14 protein-coding genes are annotated in these 23,243 nt (G+C 48.6%); 8 read left to right on the top strand and 6 right to left on the bottom strand.

Annotated elements, in window-relative coordinates:
* Positions 1-77 precede the first annotated feature (77 nt).
* From cbiD to ON05_RS09190, 3 genes are all read left to right on the top strand, one after another.
* The gene (gene cbiD / locus ON05_RS09200; RefSeq protein ID WP_039780809.1) at positions 78-1,226 is read left to right on the top strand and encodes a cobalt-precorrin-5B (C(1))-methyltransferase CbiD; all 1,149 of its coding nucleotides are present in this window, start codon (positions 78-80) and stop codon (positions 1,224-1,226) included.
* A 144-nt stretch (positions 1,227-1,370) separates the two neighbouring features.
* The gene (guaA, locus tag ON05_RS09195) at positions 1,371-2,996 is read left to right on the top strand and encodes a glutamine-hydrolyzing GMP synthase (protein WP_010475658.1); all 1,626 of its coding nucleotides are present in this window, start codon (positions 1,371-1,373) and stop codon (positions 2,994-2,996) included.
* Between the two features lie 79 nt (positions 2,997-3,075).
* A complete protein-coding gene (locus ON05_RS09190) occupies positions 3,076-3,387 on the top strand; it encodes a hypothetical protein (RefSeq protein ID WP_010475657.1) in 312 nt (103 codons plus the stop codon).
* A 30-nt stretch (positions 3,388-3,417) separates the two neighbouring features.
* Here the strand turns inward: ON05_RS09190 and ON05_RS09185 are convergent, their stop codons facing one another.
* Positions 3,418-5,625 carry an ATP-binding protein gene (locus ON05_RS09185; protein ID WP_029315310.1) on the bottom strand — a complete coding sequence of 736 codons (2,208 nt, stop codon included), beginning with the start codon at positions 5,623-5,625 and terminating at the stop codon, positions 3,418-3,420.
* A gap of 311 nt (positions 5,626-5,936) precedes the next feature.
* Between ON05_RS09185 and cobN the strand changes: the two genes are divergently transcribed.
* On the top strand, positions 5,937-9,743 hold the full coding sequence (gene cobN / locus ON05_RS09180) for a cobaltochelatase subunit CobN (protein WP_010475655.1): 3,807 nt from the start codon (positions 5,937-5,939) through the stop codon (positions 9,741-9,743).
* A gap of 35 nt (positions 9,744-9,778) precedes the next feature.
* Here cobN and ON05_RS38045 read toward each other — a convergent pair whose 3' ends face one another.
* Together ON05_RS38045 and ON05_RS09155 are read right to left on the bottom strand one after the other, a co-directional pair.
* On the bottom strand, positions 9,779-14,596 hold the full coding sequence (locus tag ON05_RS38045; protein ID WP_010475652.1) for a G8 domain-containing protein: 4,818 nt from the start codon (positions 14,594-14,596) through the stop codon (positions 9,779-9,781).
* A gap of 805 nt (positions 14,597-15,401) precedes the next feature.
* On the bottom strand, positions 15,402-15,764 hold the full coding sequence (locus tag ON05_RS09155; RefSeq protein WP_010475650.1) for a TfoX/Sxy family protein: 363 nt from the start codon (positions 15,762-15,764) through the stop codon (positions 15,402-15,404).
* 72 nt (positions 15,765-15,836) lie between these two features.
* Here ON05_RS09155 and ON05_RS09150 point away from each other — a divergent pair, with 72 nt between their 5' ends.
* From ON05_RS09150 to ON05_RS09140, 3 genes are all read left to right on the top strand, one after another.
* Entirely contained in the window at positions 15,837-16,229 is a 393-nt protein-coding gene (locus ON05_RS09150; RefSeq protein WP_010475648.1) for a DoxX family protein, read from the top strand.
* Positions 16,230-16,251: 22 nt separating this feature from the next.
* Complete coding sequence (gene gntT, locus ON05_RS09145; protein ID WP_010475646.1) at positions 16,252-17,610, top strand: guanitoxin biosynthesis MATE family efflux transporter GntT; 1,359 nt, start codon at positions 16,252-16,254, stop codon at positions 17,608-17,610.
* A gap of 65 nt (positions 17,611-17,675) precedes the next feature.
* Positions 17,676-18,149 (top strand): hypothetical protein, encoded by a 474-nt coding sequence (locus ON05_RS09140; protein WP_010475643.1) that lies wholly within the window; start codon positions 17,676-17,678, stop codon positions 18,147-18,149.
* Between the two features lie 20 nt (positions 18,150-18,169).
* On the opposite strand, the gene alaS is transcribed toward ON05_RS09140, so the two are convergent.
* Entirely contained in the window at positions 18,170-20,791 is a 2,622-nt protein-coding gene (gene alaS, locus ON05_RS09135) for an alanine--tRNA ligase (RefSeq protein WP_010475641.1), read from the bottom strand.
* 329 nt (positions 20,792-21,120) lie between these two features.
* Between alaS and ON05_RS09130 the strand changes: the two genes are divergently transcribed.
* Complete coding sequence (locus ON05_RS09130) at positions 21,121-21,708, top strand: hypothetical protein (protein WP_139025884.1); 588 nt, start codon at positions 21,121-21,123, stop codon at positions 21,706-21,708.
* Between the two features lie 63 nt (positions 21,709-21,771).
* Here the strand turns inward: ON05_RS09130 and ON05_RS09125 are convergent, their stop codons facing one another.
* Together ON05_RS09125 and msrB are read right to left on the bottom strand one after the other, a co-directional pair.
* Positions 21,772-22,527, bottom strand: a complete 756-nt coding sequence (locus ON05_RS09125) for a hypothetical protein (protein WP_262561479.1) — start codon at positions 22,525-22,527, stop codon at positions 21,772-21,774.
* A gap of 53 nt (positions 22,528-22,580) precedes the next feature.
* Positions 22,581-23,084, bottom strand: coding sequence for a peptide-methionine (R)-S-oxide reductase MsrB (msrB, locus tag ON05_RS09120; protein ID WP_029315309.1), 504 nt, complete (start codon positions 23,082-23,084; stop codon positions 22,581-22,583).
* Positions 23,085-23,243: the final 159 nt, after the last annotated feature.

Genomic DNA, 23,243 nt, shown 5'->3' with positions numbered 1-23,243 from the left:
GGCCTGTCAAAAAGTCCACAGTTTTAAAGGATAAAACATTACTGTTCTGAATGCTCTGGCAAATGGGGCATTTCTTCATGCCAACTCCTCCACCCCGCGCTGGCTATACTTTACCCGTTTTTGCTTGCGCTGCTGCGATCGCAGCCCTGCATCACCTCTACGACTCAATTGCGCGGTTCCAGGTGACCCTGGATTTAATCAATCCTCCGCAGTCTGTTGAAATCCCCATTGAACAGGTCTCAAAATTAGGCCCTCGTCAGGCCCTCGCGATTACCCGTAGCGATCCCGGCGATAATTTGGACCTAACGCGTCATACCCCGATCTGGGCCTTGGTGGAATGGGCTGCACCCGACCAAACTGAATCAATTGTTCTACTCGGGGGAGAGGGCATTGGCATCAATCGAAACCAAGGCGATCAAGCTGCCATCTACAGCTATGCCCAACAGCTTCTGCACATCAACTTAGGGCAACATCTCCAGCCAGGAGACCGAATCCAGGTCACGCTGATCCTGCCCGAGGGGCGAGCCTTGGCCAAACGCACCTCCAATGAGGCATTTGGGGTGGTGGAAGGGTTGTCTTTGCTAGGAACATCAGGGATCTCTCAGCCCTTGAGTGCCCCTCAACAGTTAGATCAATTTCGAATTGAGCTTCAACAGAAAGCGATTGATCAGAAACATCTGGTGTTTTGTGTGGGGGAGAATGGTCTAGATATTGCCCGTGCCTTGGGCATTCCTCGTGAAGTTCAGATTAAAACCGCCAACTGGTTGGGGCCGCTGTTAGTAGAATCTGGCTTTCAAGGCGTCTCTTCTGTTCTATTACTGGGGTATCATGGCAAACTGCTGAAGCTGGCGGGGGGGATTTTTCAGACTCACCACCATTTAGCGGATGCACGCTTGGAAATTTTGACGGCCTATGCCGCTAATTTAGGACTGCCCTCCCCCCAGATTCAATCCCTATTTGCTAGTCCAACGGCCGAAGCAGCGCTGCAATTCTTAATGAACTTCGATCACCAAACCCAGAATCGCTGGGTGGATGCTGTCTATGGGGCCATAACCCAAAGAATCGATGTGCGATCGCAAACCTATATCCATACCCATTGTGATCGCACCGTCCAAGTGGGTTCCGCACTCTTTAACCGCAACCGCCAACTGTTTGCAGTCAGCGCTTTCGGCACCCATTTACTGCAGCGTTTTGTCAGCAATCCCCAGATTGACTTAAACTTGTAAAAATATTTATACCTATTTTCAAAGCCTCCACAATATATTCTTTCATCGCTAGTTATCCATACTTCGGGTTCTAGGGTTTTCTGATTTTTTGTTTAACTTTTCTATCCAAACCCTGCCCCCTCATCACTCAAAGGGATACCTTCCGTGCCTTCTCAGACCCAGCAACCTCTCTCTGCTCATCCTCAAGACTCCACATTTGCCCAGACCCCTGTTGACCGGCAAATGATTGTCATTCTTGATTTTGGCTCCCAGTACTCTGAACTTATCGCTCGTCGCATTCGCGAGACCCAAGTCTATTCAGAAGTATTGTCTTATCGCACGTCCATAGAGCAGCTACGACAGCTTAATCCCAAAGGCATTATCTTATCCGGTGGTCCTAATTCCGTTTATGCCCAACATGCTCCTGCCTGCGATCCCGAGATTTGGAATTTGGGTATTCCCGTTTTAGGCGTTTGCTATGGCATGCAGCTGATGGTGCAACAGTTGGGAGGGCAGGTAGAAGCCTCTGACGCAGCCGAATATGGGAAAGCCTCCCTGATCATTGATGACCCTACAGATTTACTCACCAACGTCGAAGATCAAACCACCATGTGGATGAGTCATGGAGATTCCGTGACCGCTTTACCGGAAGGGTTTAAAGTTTTAGCTCACACCACCAACACTCCTCAAGCTGCCGTTGCCCACCATGACCGTCAGCTCTACGGCGTCCAGTTCCACCCTGAAGTGGTTCACTCTCAAGGGGGGCAGGCCCTGATCTGTAACTTTGTCTATCACATTTGCGAATGTGAACCGACTTGGACGACAGAGGCTTTTGTGGAAGAGGCCATTCGCGAAGTTCGGGCCAAGGTCGGGAATAAGCGGGTGCTACTGGCTCTTTCCGGTGGCGTAGATTCTTCGACCCTAGCCTTTCTTCTCCATAGGGCCATTGGCGACAACTTAACCTGTATGTTTATTGACCAAGGGTTTATGCGCAAGCTGGAACCTGAACGTCTCGTCAAACTCTTTCGGGACCAGTTTCACATTCCGGTGGAATATGTGATGGCTCGCGATCGGTTTTTAGAACGGCTGAATGGCATCACCGATCCAGAAGAAAAGCGCAAACGGATTGGCCATGAGTTTATCCAAGTGTTTGAAGAGGAATCCCGACGGTTAGGCCCCTTCGACTACCTCGCCCAGGGCACCCTCTATCCCGACGTGATCGAATCTGCCGATACCAATGTCGACCCAGCCACAGGAGAGCGAGTGGCCGTCAAGATTAAGAGTCACCACAACGTCGGTGGACTACCGAAAGATCTACGATTCAAGTTGGTCGAACCCTTGCGGAAGCTCTTCAAAGACGAAGTCCGTAAGGTCGGCCGCTCCCTCGGGTTGCCAGAAGAGATTGTCAACCGTCATCCATTCCCAGGCCCCGGCTTAGCCATTCGGATTATTGGGGAAGTCACAGCAGAACGCCTGAATATTTTGCGGGATGCTGATTTAATTGTCCGTCAAGAAGTCAATCGGTCCGGGAATTACAGTGAATTTTGGCAAGCCTTTGCCGTTTTATTACCCGTCCGCAGCGTCGGGGTGATGGGAGATCAACGCACCTATGCCTACCCCATTGTCCTGCGGTTTGTCTCCAGCGAAGATGGCATGACCGCTGATTGGTCCCGTGCCCCCTACGAACTCCTAGAAACGATTTCTAACCGAATTGTCAATGAAGTGAAGGGCGTCAATCGAGTTGCCTACGATATCACCTCCAAACCCCCAGGGACCATCGAATGGGAATAGGGCATCTTCACGGTATGTTCGCCAAGCCTGGCCACAAGGGCCGATAATAGTGTTATTCAGTAAAATGACACGATAGAACATGACTAGTGGTGAAACCACAACTCAATCGAGTGACTACTTAGACGAGATACAACGCATCGTTTATGCTCAGGCCCAGCGATCCGAAGGTGATTCCGCTGAGTTGCTACAGTTGCTGCGCTTGCTAGAATCCATGCATCAACGCATTCGGGAAGACTTATTTATCAAGACTTTACCCACCAATCGACAAGCCCTTCATTTGTTGCTCCGGGAAATGGAAGCCGAGGGGGGATGGCCTTATATACCTCGGATGCGCTTAAAATCTTTGATGGCCAATTTATATGCGGAAGAGGCCACGCAAAAACTGGAGTAATAGGTTTTTGGGGGGCCAGCGCTGGAGCAGCTAAAGCACAGACGCAGACTTCAATAACACATTCACTTTGCGCAATAGATCTTCGGGTTGCAGAGACTTCAGTAAGTAAGCATCTGCCCCCAGACTTAAATACCGTTGATGATCTTTGGAAATCCCTTCCTGAGTCAGGACGATGATTTTGATCTGATCTGTACCCGGTAGCTCTCTCAATCGACGAATTAAGCTCAGACAGCCTTGGGCTGGCAATTGGGCATCCACGATCACGGCAATGGGCTGCAACAAGCGTATTTGGTCAATGGCAGCGGACGCTTCAACCATCCAAATCACCTGATAGTTCGCCGCCGTCAACATATCGCACAGCAGGGTCGCATCCTCTTCATGGCCTTCTATCAACACAATGCGTCCGGCTGATAGGGGTTGGGACGAGGGCTCTTGTTGAAACAGAGCCGATTGATTCGGTAATTGCACCGTAAAAATCGACCCTTGTCCTTCCTCAGAGCTGACATCGATCCACCCCTGATGAAGGGTCACACATTGCTGAGCTAAGGCCAGCCCCAAGCCAGCCCCTTCATAGGTGCGATGGTAGGACCCATCTAGTTGCTGAAACTTTTCAAACAGGTGAGGTAGTTGACTGGGAGAAATCCCAATGCCCGTATCTTCTACTTGAAACACAACGGTATTGGTCTCTACCCATACGCGCAACGTCACCTTCCCCCCCATGGGTGTAAATTTAATGGCGTTATCCGTTAGACTGATCAGAATTTGCTGAACTCGCCGTAAATCAGCAATAAATCGGTCTCGCTCCGGGGGAATCTTCAAATTAGCCTTGAGCTGCACTTGATGGGCATCCGCCTTATCTCGCATAACTTGCAAAAGCTGTTGAACTAAGGTAGTGAGGGAAAAATCACTGACGTTGAGGGTGGCTTTACCGGATTGAACATGGGAGAAATCAAGAATGTCATTGATCAACTCCAGCAAATGTTCTCCACTGTCATGAATCGTTTGTAGGCAGCTCCGTTGCTTATCCGTTAGGGGGCCTAAAGACCAGCGCAATAAAGTAGCCGACATGCCAATCACACAGGTGAGCGGTGTGCGTAATTCATGGCTCATGGTGGCCAGGAAATCGCTTTTAGCCTGATTGGAAGATTGTGCTGCGAGCAGTGCAGCATGGAGTTCTTGGGTGCGTTGCTCTACCTGCTTATCTAAGGTTTGCTTATGTTGCCGAACTTGATCCTGCAAAGCAGCCTGATGAATGGCAATGGATACATGTTCAGCCGTTCGCTTCAGTAAATCTTGTTCTTGAACCTGCCATTGGCGGGGGTGCAGACACTGATGAGCAATTAATAGGCCCCAGAGTTCAGACTTGACCAAGATTGGGGTCACCAGTAATGCTCTCACTTGAATTGAGTCTAAAACCTTTGCTAAGGGTTCAGAAACAGAATCATTGTGCAGAACATCATGGATCGCTAAGGTATAGCCTTGCTGATATTTGAGCAGAGACTCAGATGAAGCGATGCTCCACAGATGTTCCTGATCAGATAACACAGAGGGCAACTCAGAAGAGGCCAAGGCTTCATGGACGACGGAGCCTGATTGAGCAGAAACCGGATGATGAGACTCATTACCAGGCGGAGCAGTCGGTGACAGTTGATAAATCAGTAGACGATCGGCTTGGAGCAGATGGCGGAGTTCTTCCACCACCATCGACAAAAGGGTGGGTAATTCTACCCCTTGGCTCAGCTGAGAGATAATTTGAGAGCTGAGACGTTCCTGATTCGCGGTGGGGTGGAGGGTCACCTCCGGGGCTAAGGGAACCGCTTCTGCTCTAGGACCTGGATACATCGCCGCGAGGGAGAGCAGCGTAAATTGCCCCTGAAGTTTGGCATCATTATTTTTTCGAGACTGACGCTCTCGCACTTCAGTAATCCGCTGTTGGAGCGGGGACCCCGCAGGGCAATGTTGGTAGAGGCGCTCCAAGAATGTCGTAATGGCCATTGGTTCAAACGTCAGCTTGAGTTGAGCTTTCTCCGCTTCATAGACCAAGGCACTAAAGCTTTTTGAGGTGAGGACGGTAAACCGCTGTGTCTCCGGAACCATTGCTCCAACCTCCACGCTGGTAAGGAGTTTGGCAACACCAGGAACAGACCGCACCATATCTGCTAGAGACAAGCTCAGTTGCGGATAGACGTGCTGCGGCAAGGTATGCTCAAATATTTCTGGTGCTGAAACAGGCATCATCCAGTCTCCTGCACTTGTATCCAGCTTCCCCCGGAGAAGCCTGATGGCTCTTCAAATTCGTGGATACTTTTTCTATGGCATGAACGACTTTAAGTGGCTATCGACATTCACCAACCTAAATTTACCGAGTAGAGATAAGATCATGACGGTTTAATGCCATGACTAATCTGTTTCTATCGTGAACTAGCCTAGATTGGGGAAGTTCAACTGATTTCTTTAAGGCTTTCAATTATTCGCAATATTTGCGTAGAGTCCTTCGTAATCATGTTTACGGATCAGATTCACAGTTCATTGATGGAAGGAGAAAGCTGATGCATCGTCTGGCCGCTATGCCTGGGGGGTGGGAGGCAGGTTCAACGGATGGAGTGATTTTTGTTGAGCAGACTCCAGCGCCCATTGTGGTACTGACGGCAGCGGATACGGATATTCAAGTGTTGGCCCAGGCGCAAGCTCGACGGCCTGATCAAGCGCCTTCTATCCGAGTTGCGAACTTATTGCAGCTCCAACAGCAGCTCAGTATCGATCACTATGTGGAGTCGGTTTTGAGCCAGGCCAAGGTGATCATTGTCCGGCTGTTGGGCGGGCGGGCGTATTGGTCTTATGGTTTGGAGCGGGTGAAAGAAACGGTTGCGCAGACGGGGGCCTATCTCTATGTTTTACCAGGAGATGATCGCCCCGATCCGGATCTGATCAGCCATTCTAATGTCGGGCTATCCGCTGTACACCAGCTTTGGCAGTACTTTACGGAAGGGGGAATTGAGAATTGTGGACAAGGATTACAGTTTATTGCCCGTCATCATTTCGACTCAAGATTGGACCCCTTACCTCCTCAACCCGTTCCCCGTATTGGCCGGTTCCCCATTCATGTGCCCGAGCCCGGTCTGGAATCTCCGCCTCGGGTGGGTTTGCTCTTTTATCGAGCCCATTATTTAGCGGGTAACGTGGATGCGATCGCATCCCTCTCCCAAGCCTTAACCCAGCACCCTCTCACCCCCGTTCCCATTTTTGTGCAATCCCTCCAGGATCCAGCGGTGCAGGCGGAACTAGTGGCATTGCTCAACCCATCTGACCAGCCGAGTATTAGTCTTCTGCTCAATACCACTAGCTTCTCCCTGGCAAAACTGGCCGCAGAAACCCTGAACTTGGACCTATGGCAGCAGCTGGATGTACCGGTTCTCCAGGTGATTTGTAGCGGAGGTACTGTCGAGGGATGGCAAACTCAACTGCGAGGCTTAGCACCTCGAGATATGGCCATGAATGTTGCCCTACCAGAAGTGGATGGTCGGATTATCAGTCGGGCCGTCTCGTTTAAGGCGGTTCAGACCTACAATGCTCAACTCGAAACCGATGTGGTCAGCTATCAGCCCGTAGCAGATCGGATCCAGTTTGTGGCAGAGCTGGCAGCGAACTGGGTGAGATTAAGGCACTGCCATCCATCTGAGCGACGCATTGCCTTGATTTTGGCCAATTATCCCACCCGTGATGGTCGCCTTGCCAATGGCGTAGGACTGGATACCCCTGCCAGCTGTATTGCCATTTTGCAAGCCATGCAGACCGCTGGTTATACCTTAGAGGGATTGCCAACCGACGGCGATCAGCTGATTGAGTGGCTCACCACTGGGGTGACCAATGATCCAGAAGGCTGGCCCTTGCGCAAGGTCTATCAGCAACTTTCTTTAGCGGATTATGAGGCCGTATTTACCCAACTGCCCTTGGGGGTGCAAGAGCAGATGTGCGCTCGCTGGGGCCCCCCTAGTCAATCCGCCCCAGAGGGCCACTTTGCCATTGCAGGGATCCAGCTTGGCAATATCTTGATCGGCATTCAGCCTGCCCGAGGCTATGATATTGACCCCAGCCTGAACTACCATGCCCCGGACTTAGAACCCACCCACGGTTATTTAGCCTTCTACATCTGGCTACGACAGCAATTCCAGACCCATGCGGTGATTCATGTGGGCAAGCACGGCAACCTGGAATGGCTACCGGGTAAAAGCATTGCCTTGTCCAACACCTGCTATCCCGAACTTGCCCTTGGTCCCTTGCCCCATCTCTATCCCTTTATCGTTAATGATCCGGGGGAAGGGGCCCAGGCCAAACGTCGCGGCCAGGCAGTCATCCTCGATCACCTGACGCCACCCCTCACCCGTGCCGAACTCTATGGCCCCCTACAAAAGCTGGAAGCCTTAATTGATGAATATTACGATGCCCAGAGTTTAGATCCCAGTCGGCTGCCTGTAATTCGCGATCGCATTCTAGCTCTTGTGCAATCCGAACAGCTCGATCAAGATCTGGGCATCGCCCTCTCTCCAGGTGATCCAAGCGGATTAGAGGCCCTACTCACCCAAGCCGATGGTTATCTCTGTGAGCTAAAAGAAGCTCAAATTCGCGATGGACTCCATATTTTTGGTGCTTGCCCAGAGCAGATTCAGTTACGGGACTTAGTGGTGTCCTTAGCCCGTCAACCTAGCCCTCATCATCAGGGCCTGACCCGCACCTTAGCCCAGGCTTGGCAGTTAGACTTGGATCCCTTGACCGCCGATCCGGCCCAGCCTCTCACGCCCAGGCAGAAGGCTATTTTGGGTAAAAAATCAGATGCCCTACATATTATTGGCGATGCGATCGCACTTCTTGAAACGGAAGCAGCAGTATTAGTCGAACAGCTCCTCGCCTCGGATCCCGTTGACCTATCTCAGTATCCTGAGGACCTAAAAGCAGAACTAACGTGGATTCGCGACAGTCTACTGCCTCGGCTTTACCAAACCGATCAAGAAATTACCCATCTTCTACAAGGGTTAGACGGACGGTACGTACCGAGTGGAGCCTCCGGTGCGCCGACTCGAGGACGACCCGACGTTTTACCCACTGGGCGGAATTTTTACTCTGTGGATATTCGGGCTTTGCCCACAGAAAGCGCTTGGGATGTGGGCCGCAAAGCCGCTGAAGTTTTAGTGGAGCGCTACACCCAAGATCACGGTGAGTATCCCCGCACCCTGGGGCTATCCATGTGGGGCACCGCTACCATGCGCACGGGTGGGGATGATTTGGCCCAAGCCCTCGCTCTTTTGGGAGTACAGCCCGTTTGGGAAGGGCTATCAAGACGGGTCATTGACTTTGAAATCCTGCCCCTTTCTCTTCTCGGTCGTCCTCGTGTGGATGTCACCTTACGGATCTCAGGCTTTTTTCGGGATGCCTTTCCCAATTTGATTGATTTATTTGATCGGGCGGTCAATGCAGTGGCCAGTTTGGATGAACCCGATGATTTCAATCCCCTGATATCCCAAGTTCAGCGAGAGCAGCAATTTTGGCTGGCGGAAGGGTTGAGTGCTGAAGTAGCAGACGTGCGATCGCGCTACCGCATCTTTGGCTCCAAACCCGGTGCCTATGGGGCAGGTTTACAGGGCCTGATTGAATCCCAAAACTGGACCGACGATCAGGACTTAGCTCGGGCCTATATGAACTGGAGCAGTTATGCCTATACGGCTCAATCCGCCAATTCATCTGCCGAAGCTACTGAGCAATTTGCCCCAGAAGCCTTTAGCCAACGCCTCAGTCAAATGCAGATCGTCCTCCATAACCAAGACAATCGCGAACATGATCTGCTGGATTCCGATGATTACTATCAGTTTCAAGGAGGCTTAGCGACAGCCGTACGGTCCGTTCAGGGACAAAATCCTGAACTCTACTTTGGTGATCATGCGGTTCCCAGCAATCCTAAAGTGCGAAAACTCCAAGAAGAGATTGCCCGGGTCTATCGGTCTCGGGTGGTGAATCCCAAGTGGATTGCTGGGGTGATGCGCCACGGCTATAAGGGGGCATTCGAAATGACGGCGACGGTGGATTACCTGTTTGCCTACGATGCCACCACCCATTGTGTGGCCGACCATATGTATCAAGGGGTAGCGACTTCCTACCTATTTAATCCCCAGGTGCAAGAATTTATCCAAGAAAAGAACCCCTGGGCTTTGCGGGATATGGCAGAACGCCTGCTGGAAGCCCATCAGCGAGGGCTGTGGCAGCAGGCGGATCCAAAAACGGTATCGGAGTTGCGCTCCTTAGTCAACCAAGCGGAAGGCATTATTGAGAGCAAATCATTGCCCCAAAATTATCCTTCCTCTTGATACTGTTCAGGGAGACTTAAAGTCTGTCCGTAGCTTTAGACAAAGTTGAAGGCACTGCTGTTCAAGGTCAAGTTATTGGTATAGGCCACAATAGCAACGAGTTCACTAGTTGCTCCAGGAGTATTTAAGAAAATGGCTGTTCCTGATTGCATACCCGCCGGAGCTGCCCCCAACCGATAGTCAGTGGCTTGTCCGTGGAGTTGAATTTTATCCCCACGAGATTGTTTGAATCCTTTGACCAGGGCATAATCTCCAGCCCCTAATGTATTATTTTGGCCATCATTGTAGAATGCTTGACTGGCATCTCCCAATACAAAGGTATTGACACCAGTCCAGGCTGTGAGGATGTCTTGCTCACCTCGACCGGCTTGGGCCTGGGTTGCATCAACCCCCATTAGCAAGTCATTGCCATGCCCCCCCTCAACGGAATCATTACCTTGGCCTCCAGTCAGGGTATCGTTGCCCCCTTCACCTCTGAGGGTATCGTTGCCAGCATCACCCATTAGCCAGTCATTCCCGTCTTGGGAAGAGAGCAGATCATTACCATCCCCACCATAGAGAGAGTCATTACCTGCGCCACCGCCCAGGGTATCTTGTCCCTTTCCACCATAGATAAGATCGTTGCCAGCCGCAGCCCAAATTTGATCATTGCCATCTTCCCCCCAGTGGCTGTCGTTACCGAGGCCCCCTCCTAGGTAGTCGTCTCCATTACCTCCCCAAAGGGCATCATTTCCAGCCTCGCCATACAGTTGGTCTCGACCCATTCCGCCTCGAATCAGGTCATCCCCTTCAGATCCATACAGGCTATCTTCACCTTGGCTACCGTCTAAAGTGTCATTCCCCTGACCACCATAGAGCGTATCATTGCCATATTCCCCCACTAACCTATCAGCCCCCAGTCCTCCATTTAAGGTGTCATTGCCTGAACCACCGTAAAGGGCATCATTATCAACACCGCCATAGAGGGAGTCGTTCCCTCCATCCCCACGGAGCATATCATTGCCTGAACTACCGTTGAGGGTATCGTTTCCCTCGCCCCCGAATAACTGGTCCTGACCACTATCTCCATACAGATTGTCGTTACCGTTACTCCCTACAAGGGTATCATCCCCTCCAGCACCATTCAGGGTATCGTCGCCGGCCTCGCCCAAGAGTCGATCCTGACCAACGTCCCCATAGAGGCGATCGTTACCCTCACCACCTCTAAGGGTATCGTTACCTTCGCCACCATTGAGGTTATCGTTGCCAGTGGATCCTGCTAGGCGGTCATCCCCCTCCAAGCCATACAATCTATCATTTCCCGCATCTCCCCAGAGGGTGTCATTGCCTGCCCCACCATTGAGGGTGTCATCGCCGTTACCCCCATATAAAACATCCAGACCAACATCACCAAAGAGATTGTCATTGCCATCCCGGCCTGCAAGGGTGTCATTATCTTTGCCGCTATTTAGCGTGTCATCGCCAGTGCCACCATCGAGTAAGTCGTTGCCATCTCCCCCATACAGATCATCGTTACCGACCTCGCCATGCAAGTGATCATTACCGGTGCCACCATAAAGGCTGTCGTTGCCACCTGCACCTCGAAGCGTGTCATTCCCACCCCGTCCTTCCATATACTGATTGCGATCGCTTCCTCGCATCCAGTTATTGGCATCCGTGCCATCAAGGAAAAAGTGGTTATCTCCACTGGGAATGGGAGAAGGCGTTGGTGTGGATATCCCGTTGCCAAACAACCTCACATCATCCAGCCCCACAAAGTCTCCCTGATCTTTCGTTCCTCGGGTATTCACTTGAAACAGTAGAAAGTCATATCCCTGCTTGAGATCAACATTCCAGCGAAACGATTGCCAATCAAAATTAGTACCACCGAGGGTAACGTCCGCCAGCTTCACCCGTTGCATGGGCAACGTCCCTGCTCGTTGTGGGCCAGAGGTTAAATAAAGGCTATTTTCAAACTGACCATTAACTCCCCATAGGGTAATGTCAATATCATTGTTGAGTTTCCCGCCTCCTTCAGTATTTTTGAGCTTAAGCCCCAGCGTTTGTATCCCCCGGCGGATGCGTTGGTCATACATGACTTGAGCGAGGCCTGTTCCGTAGTGATTGGGAGACGATAGCACCGCTGCACCGTTCCCGATTGAGGCATTTCGTCGAACGCCAGGAGTGGCTAACCAGCCTAAATCAGCACCTGCACTATTCCCTCGATAGGCAGCACCAAATGCAGTTCCTGAGCGAAAATCATTGTTCTGAAAAGGGTTGAGGTAGTTTGCCCTCTGAACATTGAATGTTTTCGTAAGGGTATGAGTGGCCCCCTGGTTATCCCACACCGTCAGGGTAACGGCTTGAGTACCGGCTTGACCAAACTGATGGCTGACTTGCCGCCCAAATTTATCGATTTTGCCATCATTATTGAAATCCCAACCGTAGGCTGCAATTGCATTACTCGCCAAGTCCCTAGTTAACCCTTGACCGTCTGGCTTGAGGGGATCAGTATCGTAGGATGGACCAGCATCAAACGCCAATGCTAAACCACCGATGGTCTTGCTATTGAATAAAGCCACAGGCAAAGCATTATTACCTGCACCAATAAAACGAGTGTTGTTGATTTTTAAATTTTTGGGAAAATCATCTGGGCGAGTACCATTACCTAGGGGTGCTCCACCTATAGCTGAGATGTTGTATTTATTCTGACTGAAATAGCTATTGTTGAGGGAAGACGCAATAAAGTCTTGGTGGTGATTGGGAAATTCAATTTTGAACCCCTCATTAAACCCTTTGACTCGCAGCTGATTAAAGTTGATATTAAACGAGGCATGGTTCTCAAAAATCCCTCTACCACGGGGTTGATCAGGATTACCGATGATCAAGCCATTTTTAATATCCGTGTAGGAGCTGTACTGAACTTTCACCCCCGTGTCCCGAACTCCCCACACTTTAAAGTCATCAATGGTGGAGCGTAAATTATGAGCCGTTCGCGGGGAAGGACTATCTAACGAAAGCTGTCCATCAAAATTAGTCTTATGGGCCCATAGGTTAATGCCATCTCGGGTATTGTAGCTTTGGAAACCGGTCAGCTGCCGCAGAGGAATATCTGTGACATCAACTTCAGTTTGCCCTGATGGAGCAACCAACGCTCGAATCGCTGGCGGCAATAAAGCCACTGCGATCGTATCTTTATCTCGAAAATCCTGGTCAGGTCGCAACGTATCGCCAAAGATAGAAATCCCTGCATCATTGGCACTAATCGCAATATTGTCGGTCATGGCCACTTGAGCTGCACCTTGCACCCAAAAGCCTTCACCTCTGAATCCAAAGTCAAATAATCGCTCCCGCGTTTTTACGGTTTGACCCAGGGTTCGCCAGTCTGCTCCAGTGGTTTTAATGGTGAGGTTATTACGCCAGGCTCCGATTTCATTACCCGATTCGGCGACTATACCGGCACCCACGACATCAAATACTACATTGTCTTCCAGTACAGCATGACTATCATGGTGGACAATTCCCCAGCCAGGAGTCCCGACGACAGCATTGCCACGAGCTATAGCCGGAATACCAGTGATATCATCTGCACCTGTGCGATGAAAATGTAGGCCATATCGTCCACGACGATTGCCTCCCCCACCTGATGAACCATCTACGTTAGTCCCAGGATCATCAACCACTTTGCTTTTATCTGAACGCCCTAAGTTGTAGAAACCTGCATTGGTTACCACAACATCAGGATTATGCATAAACATAACGTGAGCCCGCTGCTGAGTAGGCACGGTAGCCGCATTCTCAGTCTCGAACGTAACGTTCCGGGTCGTATTGGCCACATACAGTTTGAGCTGTCCCTGTTCGGCAATATCAGGAAACTGATGGTCAAACCGAAGTACAGTATTGTCGCCAACCGTGATGTCGTTATTGGTGAAATACACTCGATTCCCATCGATACGAGTGATGGTTAACTCTTCATCCTGAAATCGAGAATTATCCGCATCCGATTGACCGTAACGATAATTGGTGCCCCCTAATACAATCTGATCGCCAATCTGCCAGCCTTTCGGCACACTCTTGAGCACCAGAACATTATCGCCTGCACTCGCTTCTCCCTGCAGTGCCAGGAAGTCGGTCTTCTCAGCACCATAGATCCTCGCTTTGCCATGGCTGATCAGTCCTCGACTGAGTAAGGTTGAATCCCATGACTGATCAATAGCGCCATCTGCAGTAAAGATAATTTGAGTCTTAACACCGGCTTGAACGGGATTGCTTTCTGAGCCAATCATCAGCTCACCCGAGGGTGCGACCACAAAGGTATCCACCAATAGCTTGGTATCTACGTTATGGGCAAATTGCAAGGAACCATCGACCCGTAAGGTCTCTAAGCGAGTATCACTCACACTGTCGTAGGTAACTAAGATGCCTTCTTTAATCAAAACATGGGCATCATCGGTTGGAATTTTCCCACCTTGCCAGGTAGTGGGATCAAACCAAGATCCATTTTTGACAGCAATATGGGTGGCTTGTGAATGCGGGACCAAATCCAGTAAAGCGCTATGAGTCATCTGCTTAGCTGGATCATGGGGATGAGCACCATGGCCAGATCCTGAGGCCATAGTCATTCCTGAATGCTGGGAACCATGATTCACTGAGGCCATAGCCATTTGAGGCATAGTGGCAGTTGCTGTCGCATTAGGAGACGCAGCGGAACTAGCCATCAGGGTTTGAGGTTGGGAGATGGAAGTGGAGATGGACTGTGGTGTAGAAGGCGTCCCTGTACCTGAAAGCCCGATTACCCCTGCATTACTATCAACTTGAGAAGAAGTACCTAAAAGGTTTTGGGACAGGGGATTTGAGTTGTGATTGCCAGCCATATAGTGTCTTGTCGTTTAGAGTTCCATGGGTCTTACTCAGAAGAAGAAAGCTGACTTTTTGAATGCTCTGCTCTATTGCCAAACTTCAAGGAAAAGTGAGCTTACTCATGAGTTAATGGGCCTAATATAGATCCCCCAAACTAGATTATTTTATATAGAAAGAATGAATTTTCCGAGAAGATTGGTGGTGATTTATCGTTAATTGAGCAACCACAAAATTGCAAAATTGTCACGACTTATTTTCTCTATAATCTTGGTCAGTCATTTGCTTTAAAGATAGATTGTTGACTACCTAGAGAATGAAAGACTAGGGCGATAGGTTCCTGATATATAGAGCAGGACGAGGTAAGCTTTCTCCTCGCACTTAGTATGGCAATACCTAGTTTGAGATCGCGTTTGAGAACTGCAAGTATCGGTATAATTTACGTCATCGTTTTGTATAACTTCACAATAAAAGTTATACTGCAATCAAAGTATTTTTATTACAACGTCATAGATTAGCTCACGTTGATTCCCACCAAAACCTTCAGTTATCTAGGCCACAATTTAAAATATTCATTCTCGAGATAACCCGTCATACTCTTCAATTTAGCCCGACTACCATTCATCTCTAATTGGCTGAAGTAATAGCTTATCTAACCTTCTCAATATTTATCGTTTGTCGTCTAGGTCACAAAAAATTCAGTCCCATCTATTGTGGGGCTATAGATAATACATCTTTTCCAAGGATGCCAAGTGCCACTGTTCAATACAGCGGTAAAATAAGCAGCTCACCATCAATACTAGATCTGTTACCCTGACAGCATTACCGAGGCAATTTAGATTTAGGCTTCTTCTTAGCTTGATTGCGACGAGCAGCTCCTACGGCTGAATCCAACCACACCTTCAGTTCATCTAAATTCTCGTAAATGTCGATTGGCAAGAGATAGTAGGACATCACCATAGACTTCTCTTTACAATCGTAGATAAATGGTCTGCTACCTGCTTCAACAAAAAACGGTTGATTTTCTCCATCCACTTTGAGATAAATCCGTTCATCTGCAATCAAGGCAAACATCACCCCTTCCACGTATAGACCATGTCCTCCAAACATAGGTCGAGCAGAAACGGGGGCCAGATGGTTGAGACGTTCCAATACTGAACTGACAAATGTCGAGGATGTTGGCATGGAAACGTGCTTTCTCCGAAAAGATAGGTATACGGTTGAAGAGCAAGCTTAAAATCTCAGTTGAACCATAGCATGAACAAAACAATAGCTCGATGGTTTCTAGCCTTAGGAATGATGACAGCGGGTACCTTTCATTGGCTGACGCCCCATCCTTTTGTCCAAATGATGCCCACTTTCCTGCCTTATCCCTTGGAGCTAGTTTACATTAGCGGTTTCTTTGAAATTCTAGGGGGGGTCGGATTGCTCATTCCCCGAGTCCGTCGAGCCGCTGCTTGGGGGCTTATTCTTCTATTTATTGCCGTATTTCCAGCCAATATCAATATGGCAGTCAACGACCTTGTCATCGATGGACTTCCCCATAATTTGGTGGCCTATTGGTTAAGGCTTCCACTCCAAGGGGTCTTAATTGCATGGGCTTGGTGGTTTACACAGCCAGATTTACCAGCGAGTCAAAACATCCGCTGATTCAGCACCTTTCGCCCCTGCCATGGCCTCGTCCACTCCCATCAATCATGATCTCAAGTCTTTCTTTCGGCTAGCCATCATCAACGTTCTGTCCAACTTAATGGTGCCCCTAGCTGGACTATTTGATGTTGCTTTTTTGGGGCATCTCGATCAGTTGTGGTATTTAGCTGGCGTTGCCCTGGCCACGGTGCTGTTTAACTATCTCTATTGGACCTTTGGCTTTCTAAGAATGGGAACCACGGGTATGACCGCCCAGGCCCTGGGAAGAAATGACTCCGACGCAATGCTGCTAGTGGGCCTTCGTAATGGGGCGGTCGCATTAGGGTTAGGACTGGGCATTCTGCTCTTGCAATGGCCCATTAAAATATTGGGATTTAGTTTGCTGAGCGCTATCCCAGAAGTGAAAGCAGCTGGTATGGCCTACTTTGACGCTCTGATTTGGGGAGCACCCGCAACATTGCTCAATTTTGTCGTGGTGGGATGGTATTTAGGGCGAGCCCAAAGTCGAAAGGTCTTGCTGCTGTCTGGAGTCAATAATTTTACGAATGTCGGCTTCAATTACCTCTTTATTGTTCAGTGGGGATGGCAAAGTACCGGAGCCGGTGCTGCTACAGCCCTGAGCCAATATCTAATGCTGGGGGTAGGAGCAGCCTTGATCGGTAGAGATATCTCCTGGCCTCAACTCCAAACGGTCTGGCCTCGGGTGATTCAAGGAACAGCTCTTCGGCAAACATTAACCTTCAATCGAGATATCTTGGTAAGAACCTTTGCCCTGATTTCTACGTTTGCTGTATTTACCAACTTAAGTTCTGACCTAGGTACAGATGTCTTATCAACCAATACCTTGCTGTTACAGGTGGTCACCCTTGCGTCCTACTTTATCGATGGCATTGCGTTTGCGATGGAAAGTGTAACGGGGGTTCTTAGCCAACAAAATCAACCTCAGCGTCTGCGGCAGCTACTGGCCTTATCAGGTTTTACCAGCGTTGGCTTAGGGATAGGTTTCGCTTTAGCGTTCTATCTATTCCCACAACCGTTATTTAGCCTGCTCACCCATCATCCAGAGATTTTGGCTCAGGTCAATCAGTATGTGGTTTGGCTGCTGCCCATATTAGGGTTCGGTGCGATTGCATATTTGTTAGATGGTTATTTTCTAGGCTTAACAGCGGGCCAACACCTTCGCCATTCCGTATTAATCGCCACATTGTTTGGGTTCCTTCCTTTAGCCATAGCGGCTTGGTATTGGCAAAATGTTCATCTGCTCTGGTTAGCGCTAGTCCTATTTATGGGGAGCCGAGCCATAGTCTTAGGGATCCAAGTTCCTCAGTCTCTCAAGCGTGTCCATGGAACACCTGTTGTTCATTCTGGTCAAAAAGGGTAGGGACCCTCTGCTATTGATCTGGCGAGCCTCCCGGTTACTTACGGATAGAGTCCAGGACGTACCCCATGTTTAGAAAAACTCTGCTGGCCTGTGTACTCACCCCCATCGGCCTGATTCCATTCCTTCGACCCCAAGCAGCTTGGGCCTGTAGCTGTATGCAAAGTACACCAGAAGAGCAGATGGAACGGGCGGATATCGTGTTTACTGGGCGAGTGATTGATCAGAAAATGAAGGCCGCTGAGATTCAGCCGTTTGGCGGTCGTACCTGGGTGCAATGGACTTTTGAAGTGGAATCAGACCAAAAGGGAGCTGTATCTGAACAAGTGACGGTTGAGAGTGCGTCAAATAGTGCAGCCTGCGGTATTAATTTTCAAATGGGAGAGCGCTATCAGGTGTTTGCAAATCAGAGCAATACTGATTTGAAAGCTTCTCTCTGTTCCGGCACACGAGCTTTGAGAGATGGTCAACAGGAGCAATCTCAGGCACCATCTCCATGCGTAGGTAGGCATGGGAAAAGGACACCTGAAGCAACAAACTGATTCGGTGGTCAGTTTTCCTGTTATTTCAACTGAGCTAAAAGCTGCTTCTGAGCATCATCCAAAGCATCTGCTAATTTGCTTGGATCCCGTCCGCCTGCTTGAGCTAAGTTGGGACGACCACCGCCGCCACCACCGCATTGTTTTGCGATCGCACCCACAAACTTCCCAGCCTGCAGACCCTGTTCGATCACCTTCGGGCTAAAGGCCGCCACCAGACTCACCTTGCCTTCCGCAGGCACAGACCCCAGAACCACCGCTCCTTCGCCTAGTTTTTGCAATAATCGTTCAGCAGCCGTTTTCAGGGACTCTGGATCAACCCCTTCCAGTTGAGACACTAGGACTTTGACTGAACCGACAGATTCAGCTTGATCCAGAAGCTGTTCAGATTTGACCAGGGCTAACTGGGCTTTAAGAGCATCGAGCTGTTTCTGAGTCGTCTTAAGATCTGTTTGCAGAGTCGTGATTCGTTCTGGCAGTTCTTCCGGCTTGGCCTTAAACCGATCGCTCAAATCCCGAACCACAGCATCCCGCACATTCAGATACTCTAGGACAGCAGGTCCAGCAATAGCCTCAATTCGACGGACACCCGAAGCGACCCCGGCTTCGGCCACAATCTTGAACAGACCGATTTCAGAGGTATTTTTTACATGGGTGCCGCCACAGAGTTCCATGGAAACCCCCGGCACGTCCATCACCCGGACTTCCGATCCATATTTTTCGCCAAACATAGCCACTGCCCCTTTAGCCTTGGCCTCCGCAATCGTCATCACTTCCGTTTCGGTGCCGTGGGCTTCAGCAATCCAGGTATTAATTTGGGTTTCGATTTCCTGGATTTGTTCAGGGGTGACCGCCTGATTGTAGTTAAAGTCAAACCTTAGCCGGTCAAAAGCCACCAGGGAACCGGCTTGGCCGATGGATTCATCGACAATATTTTTCAAAGCAGCTTGCAGAAGGTGGGTGGCGGTGTGATGGGCTTGTACCTGACGACGACAAGCCAAGTCAATTTGGGCTGTGAGCTTGTCTCCTTTTTTCAGGGTGCCCCGCTCAATCCGACCATAGTGAATAAAGATGTCCGATTCTTTCTGCACATCTTCGATCCGCACCACCACATCCTTGCCATTGAGATAGCCGCGATCACCAATTTGTCCCCCAGATTCAGCATAAAAGGGGGTCTGATCCAGGACAATTTGTACCTCAGAACCTGCCGAAGCTTGATCAACGGTTTCTCCCTTCACCAGCAAAGCCGCCACTTTAGCTTTTGCTGAGAAATCGGTATAGCCCAGGAAATCTGTGGGATGAACGGTGGCAGCTAATTGCTCCAATGCACTTTGTACCGTTAGGTCAATGGTCTTGTGGGCACTACGACCGCGATCTTGCTGTTCTTTCATGGCCTTAGCAAAGCCGCCTTCATCGACCGTTAGCCCTTGCTCTGCAGCAATTTCTTGGGTCAACTCTAGGGGGAAACCATAGGTGTCATACAGGTCAAAAGCATCTTTTCCGGAAATTTGCTTGGGCTTTTTCGCCATGATTTCGCCCAGCAGCTTTTCACCCCGATTCAGGGTTTTAAGGAATTGCGCTTCTTCCCGCTCCAATTCTGTTTTGACGATTTTTTCCCGCTCTCGCACCTCAGGATAAGCAACTTCCAGAGACGCGATAGCGGTTTCCGCCACTTGGGTAATAAAGGCCCCGTCAATGCCAATCAGTTGACCATGGCGGACCACTCGGCGAATAAGTCGTCGGAGCACATAACCACGACCCACATTAGAGGCAGTAATCCCATCGGCAATCATCTGGACCACTGACCGTACATGATCGCCCACCACTTTTAGAGACGTTTTGGTCTTCGCTTTGCTCTTCTTATATTTAATACCTGCAATTTTGGCAGCGGTTTCAATAATCGGAAAGATCAAATCTGTTTCATAGTTATTGGATACACCCTGCAGGATCTGGGCCATCCGCTCCAGTCCCAAGCCCGTATCAATATTTTTGTTCTTGAGCGGAGTAAGATTGCCTTCACTATCCTGGTTATACTCCATAAACACCAGGTTGTAGTACTCAATAAACCGGGTGTCATCTTCTAAATCAATCTTGTCGTCCCCTTTCTCCGGATGGAAGTCGTAGTACAGCTCGGAACAAGGTCCACAGGGGCCAGTCGGTCCTGAAGCCCAAAAGTTATCCTCGGCTCCCATCCGCTGAATTCGATGTTCGGGAATGCCAATTTTGTCCCGCCAAATGGCAAAGGCTTCGTCATCTTCTTCAAACACGCTAGGCACTATGCGATCGGGAGGGAGCTTATAGACTTCTGTGGAGAGTTCCCAGGCCCAAGCGATGGCCTGTTCTTTGAAGTAGTCTCCAAAGCTGAAGTTGCCCAACATTTCAAAATAGGTGTGATGTCGAGCGGTTTGTCCCACGTTCTCGATATCGTTGGTGCGAATGCATTTCTGGGAGGTGGTAGCTCTGGGCACTTCGGCTTCTCGTTGGCCTAAAAAGATGGGCTTGAAGGGCAACATCCCTGCAATCGTCAGCAGAACAGTCGGATCTTCGGGCACCAGGGAAGCGCTAGGCAGGATTTTGTGGCCTTTGGCGGCATAGAAGTCGAGAAAGGTTTGCCGGATTTGAGCACCGCTAAGAGACGCAACCATAAATCTAAAGGAACAACTTAATTGATACGTATATCAATCATGCCCTGTCCTGAGTGCTTTGTGCAGGGAGATTGAAAAAATTACAATTATGGCTTCTTATAGTAATTTTAAAAATCAGGTTTTTGTTAAAATGCAGCTTGTTTGAATTATTTCTTGCTCCATGAGCATTGAGGATAAAGCTAAAAATGTCTTCAAAGAGTTCAATAGAGACTGAGTATGCTTCTACATTTAGGATCATTAAACAGTGTTTTCATGAGACTCATGATGTCTATGCGAGACGGACTAGTAGAAAACTAAGAAAAAGAAGTAGCTTTATAGGAAGACTTCAAGTGTTTCTATTTGAGAAGCCTTATATAAGCTCCTTGCTTTTTCCTGTAATTTATTTAATCCCTTCTTTGCTTGGTTTTTTTGTTGTAAAAACTTTTGGTAATGAAGTTATGTTGGCATGGTTTTTAATTATCTCATTTACACTTTATTTTTCTTCGTTGATACTTATTTCGATGATAACTCCACGTTATCAGTTTATTTATGAGGATCTTATGCAAGATAGCTTTAGGCTGATCAGACAAAAGATTTTGCCTCATGATAGAAATATAAGTAGCAATAAAGAAAATATATATATCAGAAAAAAGATTAAAAAATCTGTTGATCACTATCGAAGAAAAGGATTGCTTGTAAGATTTTTTCTTGTTATTGATTTTACTTTTGTTATGAATTGTCTAGCAAGTAAAGATTTCCAGAAAGCTCTTTTTGATTCTTCTAATATATCGATAATCTGGTCTGAAAACCCTCTAGGATTCATTGCACTAGTTTTAATGCCGTTGATAGCTCCATATTACTTGTTTCGCTATGAGACTCCTCAGAAATGGATGAAAGATATTCTTGATTATATAGAAATAGAATTTGAGGATGATTAATCTTAGACTGATGCGAGGGTGTTTCCTAGAAAAGAATTAATCTCTTGATTTTGTAGATATTGGTTAGATCATTTCTTGAATATCAAAGATAATAAATTTACAACCTTCTTTGCCATATTTACGGTGATGAAGAAATACTTGAAAGGACTTTCCCTCGGCATGGACAGGGACGGTATAGGTATAGTCATTCGGTACAGAAAGGTTACCAAATGATAGTTTGGCATTCCTATTTAATTCAAGCTGTTCTCGAAGAAATGGCAAAGACTGTCGACTAAAATTCACGCCTTTACGCTTGGGATATGCATAGTCAACTGTAAATTCGAATGCCCGATCAAATTCTTCACTTTGCAAGGCATTGATAAAACGGCGGGTTGCCTTAATGGCATCACGATCAATGCGGCAGAAATTCTGAAGCTGCCATTTAGGACCACGGTTGAGACGGTAATCTAGCCTTAACCATTTGACAGACTTGTTATCTGAAAAGGTAACGTTGGCATGTCCTTTTCCCTTAAAGCTACTGACATGTACTGTTTGCCATGGAGGAGCTGGCCATAGATCCATGGAAATCAGCAGGTCAATCATTTCTACGCGATCAAATCGATTGGCCAAATTGGCGCTGATAAATTCATCAGTAACTGATAGGTCTTGACTTTCTAGTGACTGCTGAAATTTCTGAAGTGAGTACTCAAGTTGTGTTTTTTCCGTCTGCCCCAGGATTCGAAAGAAAGGGACGGCCAAAATAAAAACCAAAAATAAACAGCCAAGCCCCAGATGATAGGAAGTTGGCTGATATCTTAGCTGTGATACAAGTTTTTTCATTCAACCCCTACTTGCTGGTGATGCCAGAGTTAGTAGGATTAGTGTTGGCAGATTTAGATTGACTCTCCTGGCACAAATTTGAGAGATACACCGTTCATACAGTAGCGTTTTCCAGTTGGTCGGGGACCATCATTAAAGACATGACCTAGATGCCCACCGCAGCGACGACAGTGAACCTCTGTTCGAGGGAGAACGAGATCAAAGTCGACGGAGGTAGCGACTGCATTCTCAATGGGCGCATAAAAACTTGGCCAGCCAGTACCGCTATTGAACTTAGCCTCGGAAGTAAACAGCGGTAAATCACATCCGGCACAGCGATAAAGCCCCTCGCCATATTCCTTATCTAAAGGGCTGCTACGAGGACGTTCTGTTCCTTTCTCGCGTAAGACGTGAAATTGCTGTGAGGTTAGAGCCTGACGCCACTCTTGTTCAGTTTTAGTGACTTCGAACACTTCGGCGGCTATGGCTTTCCCAGAAAACCACTTGGGTAAAAGACTCGAAAATCCTGTTGTTCCCATTAATACTGTTCCTACCCTTAGTAAGGCTCTTCTTTTCATGATTCGATCTCTGAATTGATAGGTCGCAGCTCGTCTCACAACAACGGCTCGACCTATTGTTCAGGATAAACGAAATTTTCCTGACGCTGGTCTATATCTTCGATAAAGCAGACTTGAAGGTGATGTCCCAGGGACCTTCTCGGCTGATCCGATACTCAA

Source organism: Acaryochloris sp. CCMEE 5410, from assembly GCF_000238775.2.
Lineage (GTDB): Bacteria > Cyanobacteriota > Cyanobacteriia > Thermosynechococcales > Thermosynechococcaceae > Acaryochloris.
This window is presented reverse-complemented; position numbering and strand designations above follow the sequence as displayed.